This is a genomic window from Ruminococcus sp. YE71, assembly GCF_900119155.1.
Taxonomy (GTDB): domain Bacteria; phylum Bacillota; class Clostridia; order Oscillospirales; family Ruminococcaceae; genus YE71.
The window spans coordinates 1-21499 of sequence record NZ_FPIR01000017.1; the positions used below are offsets into that span (position 1 = coordinate 1).

General features: G+C 51.1%; 17 protein-coding genes. 10 read left to right on the forward strand and 7 right to left on the reverse strand.

Annotated features, from left to right (window positions below):
- Window positions 1–312 precede the first annotated feature (312 nt).
- The 4 genes from BT142_RS14160 to BT142_RS14175 form a co-directional block, all read right to left on the reverse strand.
- Window positions 313–1008, reverse strand: coding sequence for an L-ribulose-5-phosphate 4-epimerase (locus BT142_RS14160; RefSeq protein WP_072418841.1), 696 nt, complete (start codon window positions 1006–1008; stop codon window positions 313–315).
- Window positions 1009–1041: 33 nt separating this feature from the next.
- Window positions 1042–1791 (reverse strand): type 1 glutamine amidotransferase, encoded by a 750-nt coding sequence (locus tag BT142_RS14165; protein ID WP_072418842.1) that lies wholly within the window; start codon window positions 1789–1791, stop codon window positions 1042–1044.
- Window positions 1788–3155 carry a Mur ligase family protein gene (locus tag BT142_RS14170; RefSeq protein ID WP_072418843.1) on the reverse strand — a complete coding sequence of 456 codons (1368 nt, stop codon included), beginning with the start codon at window positions 3153–3155 and terminating at the stop codon, window positions 1788–1790. The genes BT142_RS14165 and BT142_RS14170 overlap by 4 nt, the downstream gene beginning before the upstream one ends.
- A gap of 157 nt (window positions 3156–3312) precedes the next feature.
- Window positions 3313–4827 carry an SGNH/GDSL hydrolase family protein gene (locus BT142_RS14175; protein ID WP_175444964.1) on the reverse strand — a complete coding sequence of 505 codons (1515 nt, stop codon included), beginning with the start codon at window positions 4825–4827 and terminating at the stop codon, window positions 3313–3315.
- A gap of 319 nt (window positions 4828–5146) precedes the next feature.
- On the opposite strand from BT142_RS14175, the gene BT142_RS14180 reads away from it, so the two are divergent.
- The 10 genes from BT142_RS14180 to BT142_RS14225 all read left to right on the forward strand — a co-directional run bounded on the left by BT142_RS14180 (window position 5147) and on the right by BT142_RS14225 (window position 18785).
- Window positions 5147–7153, forward strand: coding sequence for a cellulase family glycosylhydrolase (locus tag BT142_RS14180; protein WP_072418845.1), 2007 nt, complete (start codon window positions 5147–5149; stop codon window positions 7151–7153).
- Window positions 7154–7545: 392 nt separating this feature from the next.
- On the forward strand, window positions 7546–8631 hold the full coding sequence (locus tag BT142_RS14185; protein WP_072418846.1) for a PucR family transcriptional regulator: 1086 nt from the start codon (window positions 7546–7548) through the stop codon (window positions 8629–8631).
- Between the two features lie 193 nt (window positions 8632–8824).
- Window positions 8825–9517: a cell division ATP-binding protein FtsE gene (ftsE, locus tag BT142_RS14190; protein WP_072418847.1), complete on the forward strand. Its 693-nt coding sequence runs from the start codon at window positions 8825–8827 to the stop codon at window positions 9515–9517.
- Window positions 9504–10409 (forward strand): permease-like cell division protein FtsX, encoded by a 906-nt coding sequence (ftsX, locus tag BT142_RS14195; RefSeq protein WP_072418848.1) that lies wholly within the window; start codon window positions 9504–9506, stop codon window positions 10407–10409. Before ftsE ends, ftsX begins: the two co-directional genes overlap by 14 nt.
- 74 nt (window positions 10410–10483) lie before the next feature.
- Entirely contained in the window at window positions 10484–12118 is a 1635-nt protein-coding gene (locus BT142_RS19895) for a murein hydrolase activator EnvC family protein (RefSeq protein ID WP_072418849.1), read from the forward strand.
- 127 nt (window positions 12119–12245) lie between these two features.
- On the forward strand, window positions 12246–13592 hold the full coding sequence (locus BT142_RS19900; RefSeq protein ID WP_072418850.1) for a murein hydrolase activator EnvC family protein: 1347 nt from the start codon (window positions 12246–12248) through the stop codon (window positions 13590–13592).
- Window positions 13593–14293: 701 nt separating this feature from the next.
- Window positions 14294–15307, forward strand: a complete 1014-nt coding sequence (locus tag BT142_RS14210) for a LacI family DNA-binding transcriptional regulator (protein ID WP_072418851.1) — start codon at window positions 14294–14296, stop codon at window positions 15305–15307.
- Between the two features lie 67 nt (window positions 15308–15374).
- Entirely contained in the window at window positions 15375–16823 is a 1449-nt protein-coding gene (locus tag BT142_RS14215; RefSeq protein ID WP_072418852.1) for a hypothetical protein, read from the forward strand.
- A 112-nt stretch (window positions 16824–16935) separates the two neighbouring features.
- Complete coding sequence (locus BT142_RS14220; protein WP_072418853.1) at window positions 16936–17883, forward strand: carbohydrate ABC transporter permease; 948 nt, start codon at window positions 16936–16938, stop codon at window positions 17881–17883.
- A gap of 14 nt (window positions 17884–17897) precedes the next feature.
- On the forward strand, window positions 17898–18785 hold the full coding sequence (locus BT142_RS14225; RefSeq protein WP_072418854.1) for a carbohydrate ABC transporter permease: 888 nt from the start codon (window positions 17898–17900) through the stop codon (window positions 18783–18785).
- A gap of 79 nt (window positions 18786–18864) precedes the next feature.
- Here BT142_RS14225 and BT142_RS14230 read toward each other — a convergent pair whose 3' ends face one another.
- The 3 genes from BT142_RS14230 to BT142_RS14240 form a co-directional block, all read right to left on the reverse strand.
- On the reverse strand, window positions 18865–19740 hold the full coding sequence (locus BT142_RS14230; protein ID WP_072418855.1) for a sensor histidine kinase: 876 nt from the start codon (window positions 19738–19740) through the stop codon (window positions 18865–18867).
- 69 nt (window positions 19741–19809) lie between these two features.
- Entirely contained in the window at window positions 19810–20571 is a 762-nt protein-coding gene (locus tag BT142_RS14235) for an ABC transporter permease (RefSeq protein WP_072418856.1), read from the reverse strand.
- A gap of 10 nt (window positions 20572–20581) precedes the next feature.
- The gene (locus tag BT142_RS14240; RefSeq protein WP_072418857.1) at window positions 20582–21493 is read right to left on the reverse strand and encodes an ATP-binding cassette domain-containing protein; all 912 of its coding nucleotides are present in this window, start codon (window positions 21491–21493) and stop codon (window positions 20582–20584) included.
- Window positions 21494–21499 lie beyond the last annotated feature (6 nt).

A 21499-nucleotide genomic window follows, 5' to 3' on the forward strand; every position in this document is an offset into this window, starting at 1 on the left:
GTATTTTCATCATGATATCCTCGGGCACAGCGCCGTTCCACTTGCTCTGTATCGTGTAATCTTCTTTGGAATAGATCTCGTCTATCACATTGCCCAGTACTCTGACCGGTGAGCTTTCTTCGATGTAGATCTCATAATTCATGTTAAGACGTACTTGACAATTTCTCATTTTTATGGTACAATCCTTTCGTGGGTTATTTTTTTCGCAATTAAATTATACCACAAAACGAAGAGCTTAGCTATACCTTTCGGGGTTCGCTAAGCTCTTTTTCTTTCTTTTTGGGGTGCAACAGCCCCTTGCTGTTTGTGGAGTTATTTCTGACCGTAGTAGGCGTTTTTGCCGTGCTTGCGGTAGTAGTGCTTGTCGAGTATGTACTGGGGCATCTCGGCGGAAGGGTTCAGCAGAAGGGTCTTCATCGTCATTTCAGCGACGGTGTCCATTACGACTGCATGGTAGACCGAAGCGGCAGCGTCTCTGCCCCATGTGAACGGACCGTGGTTGCGCACAACGATACCGGGCACAGCCAGCGGCTCGATACCGCGCTCTTCAAGGGTCTCGATGATGACCTTGCCCGTGTTCTTCTCGTAGCCCTTTTCGACTTCTTCCTTCGTCAGCGAGCGGGTGCAGGGGATAGGCCCGTAGAAGTAGTCGGCGTGGGTAGTGCCCAGTGCGGGAATGTCGCGCCCTGCCTGAGCGAATGCCACCGCGTTGACCGAGTGGGTGTGGGTGATGCCGCCTATCTGCGGATACTTTCGGTAAAGCTCGATATGCGTCGCCGTGTCCGACGAGGGACGCCATTTGCCGTCTACCTTCTCGCCCGTCCTGATGTCGATGACGACCATATCCCTCGCGCTCATCCTGTCGTAGTCGATGCCCGAGGGCTTGATGACCATGAGTCCTTTTTCGCGGTCGATGCCGCTGACGTTGCCCCATGTATAGATGACGACCTTACGTCTCATAAGTTCGATATTCGCTTCAAATACTTCCTGTTTAAGCTGTTCAAGCATGATCTTCTCCCCCTGTAATATAGTTATTTTCGGTTATTTCTTGTTCTGTAAAAGTCTTGCGAAGAGTTCCTTGCGGCAGGCGGCTTCAAGGGTGTCGTTTATCGGTGTGAGAGTGGTGTCCGCACCCTGACGCTCCAGCGCCTTTGCGATGATATAGTCCGCAAGCTCGGGATTTTTCGAGAGCAGTGGACCGTGCAGATAGGTCGCGATGACACGCTCCTCGCAGTAGCCCTCGGTCTCGCCGCCGCGGACGTTGCCGTTGCCGCAGAGGGTCTTTCCGAAAGGCGTCCTGACGTCGGTGGTCTGACCGCCGTGATTCTCGAAGCCGATGACCTTGTACTTCTTGCCCGTCAGTTCGGTTTCGACGATGATATTGCCGATGCAGCGGTCACGCTTGTTGGTGGATGCCTCGGTGTGGTAGGAGAAGAGCCCAAGCCCGGGTATCTTCTCGCCGTTGGAGTCCTTGTAGAACTTGCCGAGCAGCTGATAGCCGCCGCATATCATCAGCAGGAACACCTTGTTCTCGTAAGCCTTGAAGATGCGGTCCTTGCAGCCCATGAGGTCTTCCGCGAGGAGCTGCTGTTCGTAATCGGCGCCGCCGCCCAGATAGATTATATCCATATCGGAGAAATCCACGCTGTCGGGCTTGTTCATCAGGTGCTGGAACACTTCCAGCTCGATGCCGCGCATTTTGCAGCGGTATTTCAGCACCTCGACGTTGCCGCTGTCGCCGTAGAGGTCGAGCACGTTCGGGTACATATGCAGGAGTTTCAGTTTTCTCATGACTTTGCACCCCCGTTCCTTTCGATATAGCGTTTGAGAGCCGCACGGGTCGGCTGGATGGCGGTGTAGTTTGCGATGCCGTACTTTGTGCCGCCGTTCTTGAATATCTCCGCCGCCGCCTTGTCGAGGTCGGGCTGTACGGTTATCTTTTCGGGGTCGTAGCCCGAGCACTTGATGCGGATGGCGATGTCGTAAGCACGTGTTCCGCTGGTGACGACGCGGGTGACGCCGTTGAATATCGAGAAGTTGATGTCCCAGATCCACGAAACGTCGGTGCCGTCTGCGATGTTGTCGTTGAGCACGAACAGCAGTTCCTTCTCGCCCTTGTCCTGATTGAGCAGGCGGAGGGTCATGTTCGCGCCGACGGGGTTCTTCGCCAGATTCAGCAGCATATTCGCGTTTGCGGTGTTGAACTTTTCAAGTCTGCCGTTGTTGACCTCGAACTTGCCGAACACCTTCTTCACGACCTTGTGATCGATGTTGTACAGCTTGGACACCGCGTATACCGCCGACAGGTTGTAGAGGTGGTAGATGCCCATGTGTTTTGTGGTGTAGCGCTCGCCGTCGAAGGTGAAGCTGTTGTTCTCGAAGTCGATGTCACGCAGCTGCACGAACGGTGTGATATTGCCGTAGCCGCACTTGGGGCAGCGGAAACGTCCGATGTGGGAGTACTGGTAGTAGTCGTAGGCAAGCTCCTCGCCGCACTTGGGGCAGAAGCGTCCCTCGCCTGCTTCGTACAGCTCAGAAGTCGCGCCCTCGTACTTCTCGACGTTGTAGAAGTAGACGTTGTCCTTGTTCTTCGGGTTGGCGTAGCCGAGACGGGCAACGTTCGGGTCGTCGGCGTTGAGTACGAGATTGCCGTTGTAGGTCTTTAAGAACTTCTGTATCTTGAGGATGAGGGTCTCCACCTCGCCGTTTCGGTCGAGCTGGTCGCGGAAGAAGTTGAGCACCACGAGGGTCTCAAGTTTCAGGTGCTTGAAAATGACGGGCACATGGGACTCATCCACTTCGAGCACGAGATAATCCGCGTCGATATGACCGTTCATATCGCAGTACTGGAGCAGCATCGAACCGATACCCGTATCGAGGTTGTTGCCCTGCATATTGGTGATTATCTTTGCTTTCTTGCCGTTTTTGCCGGGAAGAGACCTGAACATATTGTTCAGGAAGTTGGTGGTAGAGGTCTTGCCGTTAGTTCCCGTGACCGCGATTATCGGGCAGTCGCAGGAAAAGACCTTCAGGTAGTTCTTATTCAGCGTCCACAGCACAAGACCCGGGAAATTGCCCGCGTCGCGCCCTGCGAGCTTCAGTGCCTTGACCATCGCTTTTCCGAAAAGGACGGTCAGAAAGTTGAGCGGCTTCATTTTGAGCAGTCATCTCCTGTTTTATGATATATCATACCATATTATTATAGCATAAATATTGTTGTAAATCAATAGAATATGAAAAATTTATATGCAAAAGAAAAGCAGCCTGCAAATTGATGCAGACTGCTTTGGTTTCATATTATCTTTTTATCGCTTACTTTCTCGACTTCTTGGAAACAACGACTGCTGCAAGAGCGATAAGGCTTACAGCTGCAACAGCTCCGCCCGCACCTGTTGCAGGGGAATTGTCGGCAGTGCTTGCGGTAGTGGTCGTGGCCACAGACTTCGATGTGGTGGAAGTGGTCGAAGCGGTGCTGCTCGAAGCGGTCGAGCTTGAGGAAGAGCTGCTCGAAGAATCTGCCTGCGAGCTGCTGTCTGCAACGGAAGAACTGTCAGCAACAGACGAACTGTCAGTATCCGAAGAGCTCTCGGAATCGGTGTCGGAAGAGCTGTCATCGGGCTCCTTGGGGTCGATGTCGGGATACTTGCTCTCGTCGAGCTCCCAGCCGTAAAGCTCGTTTATCTTCTGTGCGAGCAGGATAGCGTCCTTGCTGTGGGTCAGGTCGGAGGGGTGCCAGTCAACTGCAACGCCGTCGGCAGCCTCGTCCTGAACAGGGAAGATGAAGACGTTGATCTTGTCGTCGCCTGTCTCAGTGGTGTAGTTATCGGCAGCCTTTTGTACGAGATCCTTGAAGTTGTCGCCCATGATGCCGTAGGTGCAGAGGATCTCTGCATCGGGGTTGCAGGAACGGATCTTTTTCAGCAGGCTGACATAGGACTCAACGAAATTGTCTTTGATCTCATCCTTGTTCTCAACGTCCTTGGCGAGGGAGTAGTAGGAGTTGTCGTTAGTGCCGAGGTTGACAACAACGAGCTCGGGAGTGTACTGCTCGAAGTCCCACTCCTCGTCCTTCATCTGGTGATCCCACTGGTAGTCGGAGTACCAGCTCATACCGAGCTTGTCGTAGTACTGCTCCATGGTGAGGGTGGTGTTGCGCTTGCCGCCGTCGGGGTAGCCCGAGTAAACGCCGCAGCCGCTGAAGGACAGGAAGCTGTAATCGCTGTTTAAAATGCTGGCAGCCTTGTAAGCGTAGGTCTTGGAGCCGTCCTCGTTCTTGGTGGAGAAGGTGTCCTTGCCGTATTCACCGTCAACGCCGTAGCCGCAGGTGATGGAATCGCCGACGAACTCGATCTTGTGAGACTGGTCGGCGGTGGGAGCGATGCTCTCGGCGTCAGTTGTGATCTCAGTGATGCGCATTGTGCCGTTCTCGTTCTCGGAGACCTTTTCCAGTCTGAAGGTGTGCTCACCGTCATCAGTGTAGATGCCGTGTGTGAAGGTCTTGTTTCCGACAAGATCATAACTCTGGAGCTCGCCGTCAAGGAATATGCGGTATCTTGTGGGTGAAGAGTCGCTCATGCCGTTTCCGTCAGACGAGATGTGTATCATTGCATAAGAGCCGTTGAACTTGAACTCGATGCCGGCACAGGTCTGACCGAACCACAGGTAGTCGTCGTTGATATACTTTGCTCTGCCGAGGATCTTTACATTCTCGGCATTGGGCTCGAAGCTGTTGTACTCTGCCGTTTCCTCAGCGAAAGCCGTGAAAGTGAGACAGCTTGCCGCAAGGGCAGCTGCGCTGAGACCTGCAATTATCTTGTGTGATTTCATGATATTGTCCTCCATTATAAATAGTATATGACCTTCAATAAATCTATACTCCGTAAATATATCTTAATAATACCATATATCGTCGAAAAAAGCAAATAGTTATATAGTTATAAGTCTATAGGTGAATAGCTATATCAAAGTAGTATATTTATACAAAAAGGTCTGTACATTATGTAAAAAACGCCAAAATGGGATATTTGGTGTTGACATTATGAAAAATCTATGATATAATAGCAGTGCAGGGGATAGCTATGCCCTGTTGAGGATACAGCCTCATTATCGACTTATTAAGGACATTATTTCAAAAGGAGAGATATTTATGGCATTCATAAAGAAGGCTACCGCGGTGCTTGCTTCTGCGGCAGTTGCTTCGTCGCTGATGACGAGCATCGGCGCGTCGGCGATCAGCGTTGACGACCCTTATATTTTTGATGACTACAGCTCGCAGGAGATCGTTAACCGCATGGGTATCGGTATCAACCTCGGCAATACTTTCGAGGCTTGCGGCGACTGGATCACAGGCACTACCCCCAAGGCTTACGAGACTGCATGGGGCAGCGTTGAGATCACTCAGGAGATCATCCAGGGCTACAGAGATGCGGGATTCAAGAGCCTGCGTATTCCTGTGGCCTGGTCGAATATGATGAAGGACGACGGCACCTACACCATCAACGCAGATTACCTCGCAAGAGTAAAGCAGGTCGTTGACTGGGCTATCGATGCTGACCTCTATGTTGTTCTCAACGAGCACTGGGACGGCGGCTGGATCGAGAATTATCCTTCCGATCCCGAAGGCGTTATGAAAAAGTACAAGAGCATCTGGACTCAGCTTGCCGATAACTTCAGCTACTACGACGAGCACCTTATCTTCGAGGCTCAGAACGAGGAGTTCGGCGCCTGGAGAGAGACCCTGTACAACTACTGGACAGGCAAGGAAGTAGTCGAGGGCGGCAAGGAGCTTTCCTATCAGTACACTCTTGACCTCAATCAGGCTTTCGTTGACGTGGTAAGAGCTTCGGGCGGATTCAACTCCCAGCGTCACCTGCTGATCTCGGGCTACTGTACCGACATCACCCTGACCTGCGACGAGATGTTCGCGATGCCCGAGGATCCCGCAAATCATCTGGCACTTTCTGTACACTACTACACTCCGAACAACTTCGCTCTCAACACGGGCAAGAGCTGGGGCACGCCTGCCGACTACATGGAGCTCTCCAAGTACATGGATATGATGTATGATACATATGTATCCAAGGGCGTTCCCGTAATCATCGGCGAGTGCTGCAACGGCGCTGAGATGGCTGAAAAGGACGAGGGCTGCGCTCTCGAATACATGGAAGCTGTATGCGCTGCTTCCCGCAACAGAGATATGTGCCCGATGCTCTGGGATATCACCTACAACGAGAACCAGAAGTCTGCAAATCAGGTATACAACAGACGTACCCGTCAGCTTGAATACCCCGGGCTCGCAAGCTTCCTCAAGGTATTCGGCGAGTCGGACACCACTACCGCCGACGGCAAGAAATTCCTTTACAGACTGAGCTTCGGCAAGGAAGAATTCTCCGCTACGTACAAGGATGAGCCTTTCAGCCTAGGTACCGAAGTCAAGATCGAGAAGGATACAGGCTCCGAGAACAAGGCGGATTACACCGAGAGCTACACCGATATGCGCGACGCTGCTATCGCAGGCATGAAGTACTCCTCCTCCAACGAGAAGGTCGCTACCGTTGATAAGGACGGCAACGTTACTATCGTCGGCGCAGGTACTGCTACCATCTACGCATTCACTCCCTCGCAGTTCATCGAGGATGACGGCACGACCTTCGCGGCAGGCGCTGCAAAGACTACTGTCAAGGTAGCTAAGGCTGACCACCCCGACAATATGCCCGAGGACAAGATGACTGTTCCTTACGAGAAGGCTACCAACAAGGACATCGAGCTCCCCGAGGGCTGGAGCTGGTCCAAGAAGGTCGATCTCCCCGTAGGCGAGCCTACTAAGGCAAGAGCAGTTTACAAGGATCAGAACAACTACGAGACTTACGCTGTAATGATCGAGATCACCCGTCTGCCCGCTGACGACAGCACCTCGCAGACCGACTCGACCAGCTCGGCTGACAGCTCCAGCAGCAGTTCTTCGAGCAGCTCCTCTTCGAGCAGCACTGCTTCGACTACTTCTACTGCAACGACCACTGCCACATCTACCGCAGCTGCAACTACCGCATCTTCCGACAATTCGCCTTCCACAGGTGCAGGCGCAGGTCTGACAAGCATCGCGGCTGTACTCTTCGGTGCGGCTATCGTTGTTACCAAGAAGAAGAGAAAGTAATATCTGACTTTGAGCAGTCTCCGTGAGGGGACTGCTTATTTTTTACAAAATCGGCAATATTAACAAAAAATTTAAAAGTAACCCATTCGTAACTCTTTTTTACCAAAAATTCATCACAGCCGGTGCGCATTTTCTGAAAATTGCATGAAAATTTCAAGTTTTAACGAATTGTTCACACATGAACGGGAGAAATATGTTACAATCTGTAATATATAAGAGCCGTTCGGAACAAGGTGATCGGCATTCTGAAAAACTTTTTTGACATTTTTACTACAGACCACTTGAAATTGAGGAAATATTTTGGTATAATAGTATTATACATTTGTACTTGACCGATTTGTTCGTATTTTCAACGGTCTTACTGTAAAAATGATGAAAAGAGGAGATAGTTTATGTCAAACAGATTATTTCAGAACGTGATACATCAGATGAGAGAGACCATCGACTGCACTATCGGTGTTATCGATGAGACTGCTACCATCATAGCTTGCTCCGAGCTTGCACAGGTCGGCACGACAAATGAGTTCGTATCGCTTGATCTCAGCGATTCGCATGACATCTTCGTCAGGGACGGTTACACCTATAAGCCGTTCGGAGCGCATATGAAGCCCGATTACGCAGTATTCGTTGAGGGCAGTGACGAAGTGGCTGCCAAGTATGCGAGCATCCTCGCGATCTCGCTCGCTTCCATCAAGCAGTACTACGATGAAAAGTATGACAGGAACAACTTCATCAAGAACGTTGTACTCGATAATGTCCTTCCCGGTGACATCCACGTAAAGGCAAGAGAGCTGCACTTCAACTCCGATGTTTCGAGAGTCGTGCTGCTCATCAGGATCGTTCACTCGAACGATGTTTCCGCTTACGAGGTCATCCAGAACCTGTTCCCCGATAAGAACAAGGACTTTGTGTTCAATATCACTGAGAGCGATATCGTACTCGTCAAGGAGGTAACTCCCGGCATCGATTCGCGCGACCTTGAAAAGCTCGCACGCAGCATCGCAGATACTCTCAGCGGTGAGTTCTATACTAAGGTCAATGTCGGCATCGGTACCGTTGTCGAGAGCGTGAGAAATCTGTCCCGCTCCTTCAAGGAAGCTCAGACCGCGCTTGAGGTCGGAAAGGTGTTCGACACCGATAAGGTCATCGTTTCCTACGATAACCTCGGTATCGCAAGACTTATCTATCATCTGCCGACTACCCTCTGCGAGACCTTCCTCAAGGAAGTCTTCAAGAAGGGAAGCATCGAGAGTCTCGACCACGAAACTCTGTTCACTATCCAGAAGTTCTTCGAGAACAACCTGAACGTTTCCGAGACTTCGAGAAAACTGTTCGTACACAGAAATACCCTCGTGTACAGACTTGAAAAGATCAAGAAGCTGACAGGCCTCGACCTCAGAGAGTTCGACCACGCTATCATCTTCAAGATCGCTCTTATGGTAAGAAAGTACCTCGCAGCTAACCCTGCAAAGTTCTGATATACAACAGACAACTATCACGTTTATTAAATGGCTGACCGCGCTCAAAGGCTGTTTTTTCAGACAATCGCCTTGGACTCGGACAGCCATTTATGACGTTTTGACAAAATGTGAAATATAGTTGAAATATTATAGATAAACAGGAAGAATTTGTGTAAAAAATTGGTGAGAAAACATAAGAGGTGAATCAACTTTGGTAGAATTCAAGGATGTATCCGTTACCTATTCGAGCGGCGTTGACGCTCTGAACAAGGTCAATCTGAAGATCAAGGACGGCGATTTTGCTTTTGTTGTCGGTTCGTCGGGTGCAGGTAAATCCACACTCATCAAGCTGATACTCAAGGAGATAGACGCGACTGAGGGCACGGTGATGGTCAACGGCTTCAACCTGTCCAAGCTCCGCCGCGGCAAAGTTCCCGCACTCCGCCGCACTATCGGCGTTGTGTTCCAGGATTTCAGACTGATACCGACCATGACGGTGTATGAGAACGTGGCATTCGTGCTCAGAGTTATCGATGCGCCTGCGAAGTATATCCGCAGCCGCGTCCCTTACGTTATCAGCCTTGTGGGACTTGAAGATAAAGCAAAGAGCTACCCGACCGAGCTTTCGGGCGGTGAGCAGCAGAGAGTCGCCCTCGCAAGAGCGCTCGTCAACGACCCGAAGCTCATCATCGCGGACGAGCCTACGGGTAATATCGACCCCGCACTCTCTTACGAGATCGTCGATCTGCTCAGGTCTATCAATGAATGCGGCACTACTGTGCTCATGGTAACTCATGAGCATGATCTTGTGCGCTATTTCGGCGGAAGGATCATCAATATCAACAAGGGCGTCATCGCCTTTGACGAGGTCATAGGAGGTACTAACCGAAATGAAGGCAAGTAGTGCAAGATACCTTGTCGGACAGGGTATGAAAAGCATATGGAGAAACAGGATGATGTCGTTCGCTTCGTTCTGCATCATACTTGTTTCGCTTCTGATGGTGGGTATGTCCGTGCTTGTCACCATTAACCTTAACCGCATCATCAGCGGTATCGAGGATCAGTCGGAGGCGGCTGTTACCATCAAGGACGATATAGGCGAGGACAGACAGAAGGCTTTGCAGAAGGAGATCGAGGCACTGTCCAACGTCGCTACCGTCGAGTTCTACTCCAAGGACGAGGCGTGGAAGAACATGAAGAAGGATATGAGCGACGAACAGCAGGACCTTTTCCGCTATGCTGACGACAACCCTCTGCCCGATACTTTCCGCGTTACCGTAAAGGATATCAGCCTGATGGCTGACACTTCGGTGCAGATCGAGCTCCTTGACGATGTTGACTCGGTAAAGAGCCCGACACAGTTCGCTGACGTTCTCGTATCCATCAAGAATATCCTCATGATAATCATGACCTGCGTCATCGCAGCGCTTATCGTGGTATGTCTCATCATCATCTCGAACACCACAAGAGCAAGCGTTTTTGCAAGACGCAAGGAGATCAATATTATGAAGTACGTTGGTGCTACCAACACCTTTATCCGCATACCTTTCTTTATCGAGGGCATGGTAGTCGGCATCTTCGCTGCGGGCGCGGCACTGCTGCTGACAAAGTTTGCCTACGAGGGTGTGTACAACATCTTCAAGAACGATATGAGCCTCTGGTCGATACTCGGTATCGATAACCTCTACCCGTTCGCAAAGATGTTCGTGAAGGTAACTGCTTCCTACATCATCGCTGGAGCGGTCATCGGCGCACTGGGTACTTCCATAAGCGCAAGCAAGCACCTTAAAGTATAAATATCGCCAAAAAGACAGGCGGGGTGCAGATCAGAGGGCAGATGCCCTTCGTGTGCAAAGGAGGCGTGCTGTAAATGAAAACAGCAGCAAAAGCAAGGCTGAAAAGAATAGCGGCTTATGCGCTCGCGATATCTGTCGCGGCAGCAGCATTTACCGACGCCGCTTCTATCAGAACGATGGCGAATTCTTCGTCGTCCTCGCTCAGCTCTGATGTTGACGCTAAGGACAAGGAGATAACCAGCACCGAGAACGACATTGCCGATCTCGAAAAGAAACAGGCAGAACTTGACGCTAAGCTCAAGGAGACTGAGGGCAATATCGCCGCTCAGGAAGAGCGCAAGAAGCTCGTTTCCGAGCAGATACTTACTATCGAGGCTACGCTGCATAAGCTGGCGGAGTCGATAGGCGAACTCGAAAAGTCGATCCGCGAGACCGAACAGGACATCGCACGCAAGGAAGCGGCTGTCGAGTCGAAGAAACAGGAAATAATCGAGGGCGTGGACGGCCTTAAAAAGCGTCTGCGCGTGATGTACATAGCGGGAAGCGATTCGTACACGGGTATCATCGTGGGTGCGGACAACTTCTACGATATGCTCATGAAGATAGAGCTCATCAAGCGCGTGGCTAATCACGATAACGAGCTTATCGACAACCTCATGGAGCTGAAGGCTCAGTACGAGGAAGAAGAGCAGGAACTCAGCATCCAGAAGGGCAAGCTGGAGGACGAGCTCGGTACTCTTCAGGACAGACGCAACAAGCAGACTCTCCAGAAGCAGAAGCTCGAAGCTCTCTACCGCGAGAGCGAGCTCTCTATCGGCGTGCTCAAGTCCGATAAGGAGAATTATGAGAAGAACAAGGCTCAGATAGACGCCGAGCACGCGAAGTTTGAGGAAGACCTCATGAAACTCTTCGAGGAGCGCAAGAAGCTCGAAGAAGAGGAAAAGAAGAAAAAGGAAGAGGAAGACAAGAAAAAGAAGGACGACGACAGCTCGTCCTCCAAGGGCGATACCACAAGCTCGAAGGGCGGCGGTTCGACTTCATCGACTTCTACCTCGACCTCTTCAAAGTCTGCCGATGATACAAGCTCGCAGACCTACGACGACAGCAGCAGTCAGGATGACTCAAGCAGCACGTCGTATGAGCCCGACAGCAGCAGTGAGGATGATTCAAGCTACTACTACGAGGAGGATTCTTCGGAGGATGACAGCTACGACGATTCTTCTTCCGAATCGGGCGGCGGTCAGACTAACTATTATGATGACCCCAACGAGCCTTACGGCTACGTTCGCAAGACCAACTTCACATGGCCTGTGCCCGGATACTACTACATCTCTTACGGCGTAGGCTGGAGATGGGGCGCTTACCACGCGGGTATCGACATCTGGTCGGAGGGTATCAGAGGCCATAATATCGTGGCTGCGGATTCGGGCACGGTCATCCTTGTGTCCAACACCTGTACTCACGACTGGGGCAAGAACGGCTCCTGCGGCTGCGGCGGCGGTTACGGCAACTACTGCATCATCGACCATGGCGGCGGATGGTGGACGCTCTACGGCCATTCCGAGGGCATCATTGTGTCACAGGGTCAGTATGTAAAGCAGGGTCAGAAGCTCGGTACTGTCGGCTCGACAGGTTACTCGACAGGCCCGCATCTGCATTTTGAAGTGCGTAAGGACGGCGTGGCACTTAACCCGTCGGACTACGTATAACGACAGTTTTCGCACGCAGTACGTGCTAAAATAAAATCAAACCCGTACATACACGGGTCCGAACGAAAAATCGTTCGGACCCTTGTTGTGCGTAAAAACTTCTTTAATTTAAGGAGAGCGCTCGGTTATGAACAGACTGAACTCGATCAAAAGAATACTGACCGTGCTTGTGCTGTGCCTTACTGCTGCGGCTTTTTCGTCCGCTGCCGAAAGGCTGCCTGTTCATGCCGAAAACGCTGAGGAAGAGAGCACCGAGAGCACAGACGATACCGCCGCCGAGGAGGATGTCTACGAGAGCAGGCTGTCGGAGATAGGCGACAGGCAGGCAATCCTTGAGGAACAGATGAAGGCTGCCGACGACGGCATGAAGTCCGAGCAGGAAAAGCAGATGCTGGTGCTTGAGGAGATAAGCATCCTCAACGAGAAGACCGAGGTCATCAACTCCTACCTGACCGAGATGGAGATGAAGCTGTCCGCCGAAAGGCGCAACGCACAGGCTCTCTCCGAGGAGATAGACGAGGGGATAGCTGCGTATAAGCTCAGGCTGAGGGCGCTGTACCTGGCCGGAGATATGAGCTATGGCGATGTCCTGCTGGGGTCGGGTGACTTCTTCGATATGCTGATGCGCTCGGAGCTGCTCAAACGCGTGACCGACTACGACGCGAAGGCTCTCGACTCGCTGGTGGCAAAGAAGGCGGAGTATGACGCCAAACTCATCGACCTGCAAAAGCAGGAGGGCAAGTACGACGACCAGATCCTCGCGCTGTCGATGGAGCGCAAGCGGCTCGCCGAGCTGTACGATTCCAGCGCCGAGACCAAGGCGATGCTCAAGGACAAGATGGAAAAGCTGGAGAGCGACGAACGTAAGTTCGAGAACGAGGTGTTCTCCTATGAGGGTATCCTCAGCGACCTGCTGAAGGGCACGTATATCAGCGAGGTGGACGAGGCGCAGCGCCTCGTGACCGAGAGGGAAGTGACCGTCGTGCTCGAGCAGCTGCACAACTCCATCAAGACGAAGGAGCAGGCAGGCATCGAGATACCGAAGAGCGAGTGCCGCTACGACTTCAAGTGGCCGGTGGCAGGGCATACCTATGTCTCGTCGGGCGTCGGCGCGAGATGGGGCAGCTATCATACGGGTCTCGACATCCCCGGCGAGAGCGGATTCCCGATAACGGCGTCCGAAGCGGGCGAGGTGGTGCGTACCAACAATTCATGCACCCACAACTACGGAAAGGACGGCTCCTGCGGCTGCGGAGGCGGCTACGGCAACTTTATAATCATAGACCACGGCAACGGCTTCCTGACCCTCTACGGGCATCTTACGCAGGGTCTGGTGAAGGTCGGCGACAAGGTCGAGCGGGGTCAGCAGATAGGTCTGATGGGCTCGACGGGTTATTCGACGGGAACCCATCTGCATTTTGAACTCAGGTATAACGGATATATCACGAATCCTGCTAATTTTGTGACTTTCTAAAACGAATAAGTTAATATACTCTATATTGTATGGGGCTGACTTTGGTTTGCCCCATATTTTGTCGATATTGACTTGAAATATGTTGCCCTCTGTTGTGATTTTAAACAACAAAATGTTTAAAACAGACCTAAATTGCGTGGGGACAGCGTAAATAATACACTAATATTACAAGTGAAAACAGCAAAAGTCCAAAAAAACGGATTTGTTTACACAGAAAATACCCGAAAATTACAAAACGGTGCGAAAACGATTGAAATAAGCAAAGTGTTTAAAAAATTCATATACTTTTGTGCTTATTTTACATAGTAAAATGGAGAATAACGAAAAATAATGGACAAATTCGCACTTATCGAAAACCTTGTCGGGCTCCTGACGGGAAATTTGTGAGACAAAGTGTAAAAATCGGAATTCAGCCCTCCAAGTTGTTACAAAAGAATATCAAACCGTAAATAACTATGGTAAAACTGCACAAATAGCAGACGTGAAATTAGTGCATACATACATATTTTATTACACCGCGGAAGAAAATTTGCAAAAACACTTGAAATCCACGAAAATATATTGTACAATTTGATTAACGGAAACGAAAGGGTACCACAAAGAGGCAGACACTTCGACCCGTAAAACGAATAAGGATATATGTTAAGGCGAAAACGTTTTATGTAAACGTTTGCCTATAATCGTGAGGGGGTGGTGCCAGGATGGTTTCGCTGAAAGACATTTCCGTTCGCTGCGGAGTATCGATAGCTACGGTCAGTAAAGCGCTGAACGACCATAAGGACGTCAGCTCGCAGACCAAAGAACGCATCATTAAAACAGCAAAGGAAATGGGCTATTTCCCGAACTCACAGGCAAGGGCGCTGAAAACGAACCGCACCTACAATCTGGGCGTTATGTTCTCGGATGAGGCAGGCAGGGGCCTGACACATGAGTTCTTCGCAAAGGTGCTGAACTCGTTCAAGACCGAGGCTGAACTTTCGGGATACGATATCACCTTTATCAATAAGAATATCGGCGGAAGAAAGATGTCTACATATGAACACTGCCGCTACAGAAATGTGGACGGCATAGTGATAATCTGTACCGATTTCTCGGATCCCGATGTTTACGAATTGATAAACGGGGAGCTTCCCGTTGTGACTATCGACCATATCTTCGAGTGCCGTTCGGCAGTTGTTTCAAACAACGAGTCGGGCATGGAGGAACTGGTGAGATACGTTCACAGCCTGGGTCACACAAAGCTCGGTTTCGTGCAGGGCAAACGCTCGGCAGTTATGGAGAAACGACTCGGGGGCTTCTGCAAGGCTTGTATGTCGCTGGGACTTGAAATAGACCAGAGCAAGCTCGTCTGCGCAGAATACCACAGTCCGCAGCTCACTTACGAGGTCACCCGTAAACTGATGCAGCAGCCCGACAGACCGACCTGCGTGTTCATGCCCGACGATTACTCGGCGATAGGCGGCTACAACGCGATAAAGGATCTGGGACTCAGTATCCCCGACGATGTATCGGTGGTCGGCTACGACGGAATCGAATTCTGCGAGTTTCTTTCGCCGAAGCTTACATCTTATAAGCAGAACACCGCCGACATCGGGGCACAGGCGGCAAGAAAACTGATCGCACAGATCGACAGCCCCACGACCACTTTCACTGAGGTCATCAGTGTTGAGGGCGAGATCCAGGAAGGCGGATCCGTCAAGGTCATCAACAAATAAGGCATTCACAGAGCAATTCGGCTCTGAAATTATAAGAAGCAATGCAATTTTAAGGAGGAAATTTATTATGGCACAGCTCAAGAGATTTCTGGCAGGCACAATGGCACTCTGCGTAGCAGGTTCGCTCATGACCGCTTGCGGCGGAAGCGAAGACAAGGATTCCAGCAACGGCGGAGCTGCAAAGTCCGCCGACGGCAAGAACAGCATCGCTGACGTATCCGCAGCAGATACCGAGAAGCTCAAGGAAGAGAACACCGGTAAGAAGTACAACATCTACTGCTGGAACACTGAGTTCCAGAGCAGATTCGAGACCTACTACTGGCCGAACAAGGACGAGGCTCTCTGGGACGGCGTAGAGGTTAACTGGGTAATCAATCCTAACGACGACAACAACTATCAGATCAAGCTGGACGAGGCTCTCGGCAAGCAGAACAAGGACGGCGGCGACGACAACGTTGACCTGTTCCTCGTAGAGGCTGACTACTGCCAGAAGTACGTTACTTCTGATGCTTGCCTCGACGTAATCGGTGAGGTTGGCGTTACTAAGGACGACCTGAAGAATCAGTATGCCTACACTCAGGAAGCTATGACTGATGGCAACGGCACTCTGAAGGGTGTTTCCTGGCAGGCTACTCCGGGTCTGTTCATGTACAACGCTGAGTACGCTAAGCAGGTTCTCGGTACTGACGATCCTGCTGAGGTACAGAAGGCAGTTGCTGACTGGGACAAGTTCGCTGAGACCGCTCAGAAGATGGCAGACGCAGGCATCGCAATGGTAGCTGGTTTTGACGATACTTACAGATGCTTCTCCAACAACGTTGCAGGTCCTTGGGTTCAGGATGGTAAGGTTGTAATCGATCCTCAGATCGACGAGTGGGTTAAGCAGACCAAGGATTACACCGACAAGGGCTACAACAAGAAGGCTTCCCTCTGGGATGAGACCTGGACTGCCGGTCAGAAGATCGACGGCGGCGTATTCGGTTACTTCTATTCTACATGGGGCATTCCTTTCTGCCTGCTGCCTAACACCCTTGACAAGTCCACCGATGAGGGCGGCGAGCTCAAGGAAGGTAACGGCGGTTACGGTAAGTGGAGAGCTTGCGAAGGTCCTCAGGCTTACTTCTGGGGCGGCACATGGATCTGCGGTGCATACGGTTCCGATAACATCGCTATCACCAGAGATATCATGCTGAAGCTTACCTGCGACACCGATATCATGGCTAAGATCACTGAGACCGAGCAGGACTACACCAACAACAAGGAAGCTATCAAGAAGCTGATCGACGGCGGTTACACCAACCCGTTCCTCGGCGGTCAGGATCACCTCTCGCTCCTCTCCTCTGCAGCTGAGAACATCAACATGAGCGGCAAGCTTTCTGCTTATGACCAGGGCTGCAACGAGACCTTCCAGGGCGCTATGAAGGACTACTTCAACGGCAACTCCAGCTATGATGAGGCTCTTGCTAAGTTCAAGACCGATATCAAGACCAAGTACGGCGATCTTACTGTAGATTAATAGACGATCCCAAGTGATCTGATCATATCAGTAAAAATCGGGGGGACTGAGGAGTACCTCAGTCCCCTTCTTTTTACTTCTTCTTTACTAAATATTGTAGGTGAATAATTAAATGAAAAAGAAGACGATCAGCTACGCTAAATGGGGTTACATATTTCTGATCCCGTTTTTTGTGGTTTATTTTATTTTCTCGTTCCTGCCTTTGATCCAGACCTTTGGCTACAGCTTCCTTGATTATGTTGTAGGTCAGGGTACGGTAAAAAGCATAAGAGACCCCGGAGCAGGGGACAGCACCATTATCAACAACGGCTTCTGCGGTTTTGCTAACTACTCTGCTGTTCTCAAGTCCGATGGTCTGTTCAGCCTTTCGTTCAAGAATACTGTAATTCTCTGGCTCGTAGGCTTCGTTCCGCAGATCATCGTTTCTCTGCTGCTTGCTTCCTGGTTCACTGATATCAGACTCAAGCTCAAGGCTCAGGGATTCTTCAAGACTGTTATCTATCTTCCGAACGTTATCATGGCATCGGCTCTCTCGCTGCTGTTCTACTCGCTGTTCACTCAGGACGGCGCTCTTGATACACTGTTCGGCAACCCTGTTCTTCTCACGAAGATCTGGGGCGCAAGAGGTGTTGTTGGTTTCATCAACTTCCTGATGTGGTACGGTAATACTACCATACTTCTTATGGCTGCTATGATGGGTATCGATACCTCGCTTTATGAGGCTGCACAGATCGACGGCGCGAACCCCTCTCAGGTGTTCTGGCAGATCACCATGCCTCTTATCAAGCCTATTCTTGCATACGTACTCGTAACCTCCATGATCGGTGGTTTGCAGATGTACGACGTTCCTTACCTCATCGGCGGTACTTCGGGTAACCCGTCCGGCGTTCTTCAGACGCTCGTATCGCAGATCCAGCTCGGTAAGAATTCGTCCGTCGGCAGAGTTTCCGCACTTTCCGTTATGGTATTCATCGTTTCTGCTATCCTCGGCTTTATCACTCTTAAAGTTATGGATGACCAGAGCATCAGAACCAGATACGGCAAGAAGAAGAAAAAGTAAGGAGGTAAGTTCACATGGCAAGAATCGAAGGTATTGCTGGCGAATCCGACAGCCGTACAAGCCTGATGGTCAGAAGAACTGTAGCATATGTTGTACTTGTCCTTCTCGTGATAATGTCACTGCTTCCTTTCTATCTGCTTCTCATCAATGCGACCCGCGGTAAGGTGCAGCCCGGTATTACATTTTTCCCAAGCACCCTGTTTTTCAAGAATATCGGCAAGGTATTCGGTAAGACATTCTCTGCTTACGGTAACTTCGGCAGAGCATTCTTCAACAGTGTATTCGTATCTGCGGTCACTACCTTGCTTTCCGTTTACTTCTCGGCTTTGACCGCATACGCTATCCACGTATACGACTTCAGACTCAAGAAGGCGATCCACACATTCATACTCATCATCATGATGGTTCCGACTCAGGCAGCTGCTATCGGTCTGTACAGACAGCTCGTTAACATGAAGCTCACCAACAGCTTCATCCCGCTGACCATCCCCGGAATCGCTGCTCCCGCTGTATACTTCTTCATGATCCAGTATATGGCTTCCTCGCTCCCTCTCGAGATCGTTGAGGCTGCAAGAATGGACGGATGCGGCGAGTATAAGACTTTCAATACGATCATTCTTCCGATCCTCAAGCCTGCGCTTGCAGTTCAGTCGATCTTCGTATTCGTAAGCAGCTGGAACAACCTGTTCCTCCCTCAGATGCTTCTCGACGATCAGAACAAGAAGACTATCCCGGTTATCCTTCAGATAATCAAGGCAAACATCGCATCCAATCCTATGGACGCTGACGCTGGTCTCATGAATATGTTCATGGTACTCGCTATCCTGCCTGTTGTAGTTATCTACCTGCTTCTCTCGAAGAACATCGTTGGCGGTGTATCGCTCGGTGCTGTTAAGGGTTAATCCAAAGGCATGAAAAAGCAATAATTTATGGCTGTACGGTCTTGAACTGTACAGCCATTTTTTGTATCTGTATGCGGATTCAGAAGCGGATGGTCACCGTGAAGGATTTGTCCGAACAGTCCGCCGTGATGCTGCCGCCGAGAAGCTCGGTGAACTGCTTCGCGATGGCAAGTCCCAGTCCCGAATTGCCTTTCGTGCGGGAGATGTCGGTGGTGTAGAACTCGTCGAAGACGCGCTCGGTGTCGATCTGTTCGTAAACGTCGTTTCGGAACGTTATGGTCAGACCGTTTTCCTCGGTCAGCTTAATGAAGAGGTCGTCGCAGCCGTGTTTTAGTGCGTTTCCGATGAGATTGTCGAAGATCCGCAGCAGAAGGCGGCGGTTCGAGCTGACCGTCATCCGTTTCGGCGGCGTGTCGAGAGAAATGCTCCGTCCGCGAGCGGTGTAGTCGTCGAAGTAATGAACCACCGCTTCTTCAAGGACGGCGCAGGGGTTCAGGTCTTCAAGCTGAGGAGGTTCCCCACGCGAGATCATCTTAGAGAACTCGAAGAAGGAGTCAATCAGCGATTCAAGGCGGTCAAGACGCTTTTCGATGATCTCAAGCTCCCGTTTTTTTTCGTCCTCGGGCATATCCGAGGTGCGGATCATGTTGATGTACCCCATCGCGGAGGTCAGCGGCGTTCGCAGGTCGTGGGCGATGTTGGTCACCATCTGTTCGAGCTCGTGATTTTTGCGGCTGTACTCGGCGCGTGACCGCCGCATTTCGGTCAGCAGCGCGTTCACCTCGTTGACGAGCGTCCCAGAGGTGCCGTTTTCGTTATGCACGAGGGAATTCGTGTCGGCGGTCTTGATCTGCCGCAGCTGCCTGCCGATACTTCGCATCTCATTTCGCTGGAATATGCAAAGTACAAGCAGAACGGCTGCTGCGATGGTGCTGATTATTGCCAGTGCTGTCATTTGGACACGTCCTTTCGGTAAGTCAAAAAACACCTACAGGGCGGAGAGTTGCTCCGCCCCGAAAGGTCATTAGTCGAGTTCTTTTTTGCTGAAGACCAGGTATCCGATCAGCAGGCTGGCTGCCGAGAGACCTGCGCAGAAGATGTAGCACTTCATGCGGTAGTGGTCGGCGGTGCAGACGGGGAGATTGAGGATGACCGTGCTGATCTCGTATTTAAGCATTGATTCTGCGATCTTCTTGGTGGTGCCGATGCCGTACATGGTCAGTGCGACCGTTGTGTAAAGTATCGGGGTGATGATGGTCACGGAGTTGAATGCCGCGCCCTTTTTCAGCAGGAAAGCCAGCATGATGAACAGACAGCTTATCGCGTTCATCAGCGGCAGCTGAGTCATGACCGCCTTGAAATAGTCGCCGAAGGAAGATGAGTACTCCGAGCCGTTGATGAGGGCGTTGGCGGCGTAGAAAAGCAGGTTGAGAAGAACGAAGCCGACCAGCGAGTAGCCGATGCAGAACGCCGATTTTTCGATGTAGTAGTCCCTGCGGCTGACAGCCGAGGTGATGGTGTTCTTGTAGGTCTTGTCGGTGAATTCTGAGCAGATCAGCGAAAATGGCGGAATAATGAACAGATAGAAGTATGTGAAGTTGCGCTGGACCATTCTAATATCCATTTTTATGGACTTGTCCGAGATCAGCGGAGCGCCGAGCGACAGCCCGCCTTCCTCCTTGTAGACGATCGTGATGAGGTAGGTAACGAGCGCCACCGACCAGAACAGGTAGAAGCCTTTTGTCTTTGTCAGGCGGTAAAGCTCTGCTTTTATCATGTTTGTCATAGTGTCCTCCTTAGTCCTTTCCGCTGCCGACCAGCTGCTTGAAGTAGTCCTCCAGCGAAACTCCCGATTCGTTGATGCCGTCAACGTCCACGCCGCTCTTGATGAGCTGCTTGTTCAGCTCCTTGACGCTGACGTTTTCCTGATAGATGCGTATCTCGTTCTTGTCGATTATCTTGTACTCGGTGATGCCCATGCCATCGATGATGGTGGAAGCGTGCTTCACGTCATCGCATTTTACGACGGTGCATCGGCTGCACTCAACGTCAAGCTCCTGTCGGGTCATGTCTTTGAGTATTCGTCCGCCGTCGATGAAGATGAAGCGGTCGGAAACGGCGTACAGCTCGGTGAGGATGTGGCTTGAAATAATGAAAGTTATGCCGCGCTCACGGTTGAGCATTTTGAAAGTGTCGCGCAGCTCGCTGATGCCGATGGGGTCGAGGCCGTTTATCGGCTCGTCGAGTATCACGATGTCGGGGTCGTCGAGCATCGCGAAGGCTATGCCGAGTCGCTGTTTCATACCGAGGGAGAAGGTCTTGAACTTCTTGTTCCGCGCGTCGGTGAGGTTCACGAGGGCAAGCACTTCGTCTATCTTGCTCATATCGGCAATGCCCTTTTGCAGGCAGTAGTATTTCAGGTTCTGGAACGCGGTCATGCTTCCGAAGAAAGCAGGGTTTTCTATAAGACATCCGATGCGGCGCTTGTCGAACTTGGTGCTGCCGCTGTTGCCGAACAGCTGAAAGCTGCCCGAGGTCTGGTCGGTAAGCCCCGTGACTATCTTCATGAAGGTGGTCTTGCCCGCGCCGTTTCGGCCGATCAGTCCGCAGATGTCACCGCGGTATACATTAATATCGGCGTTGTCGAGAGCCGTAAATTTTCCGTAGCTCTTTGTGAGGTTTTCGGTCTTGAGTATCGTCTCACGCATTTTTGT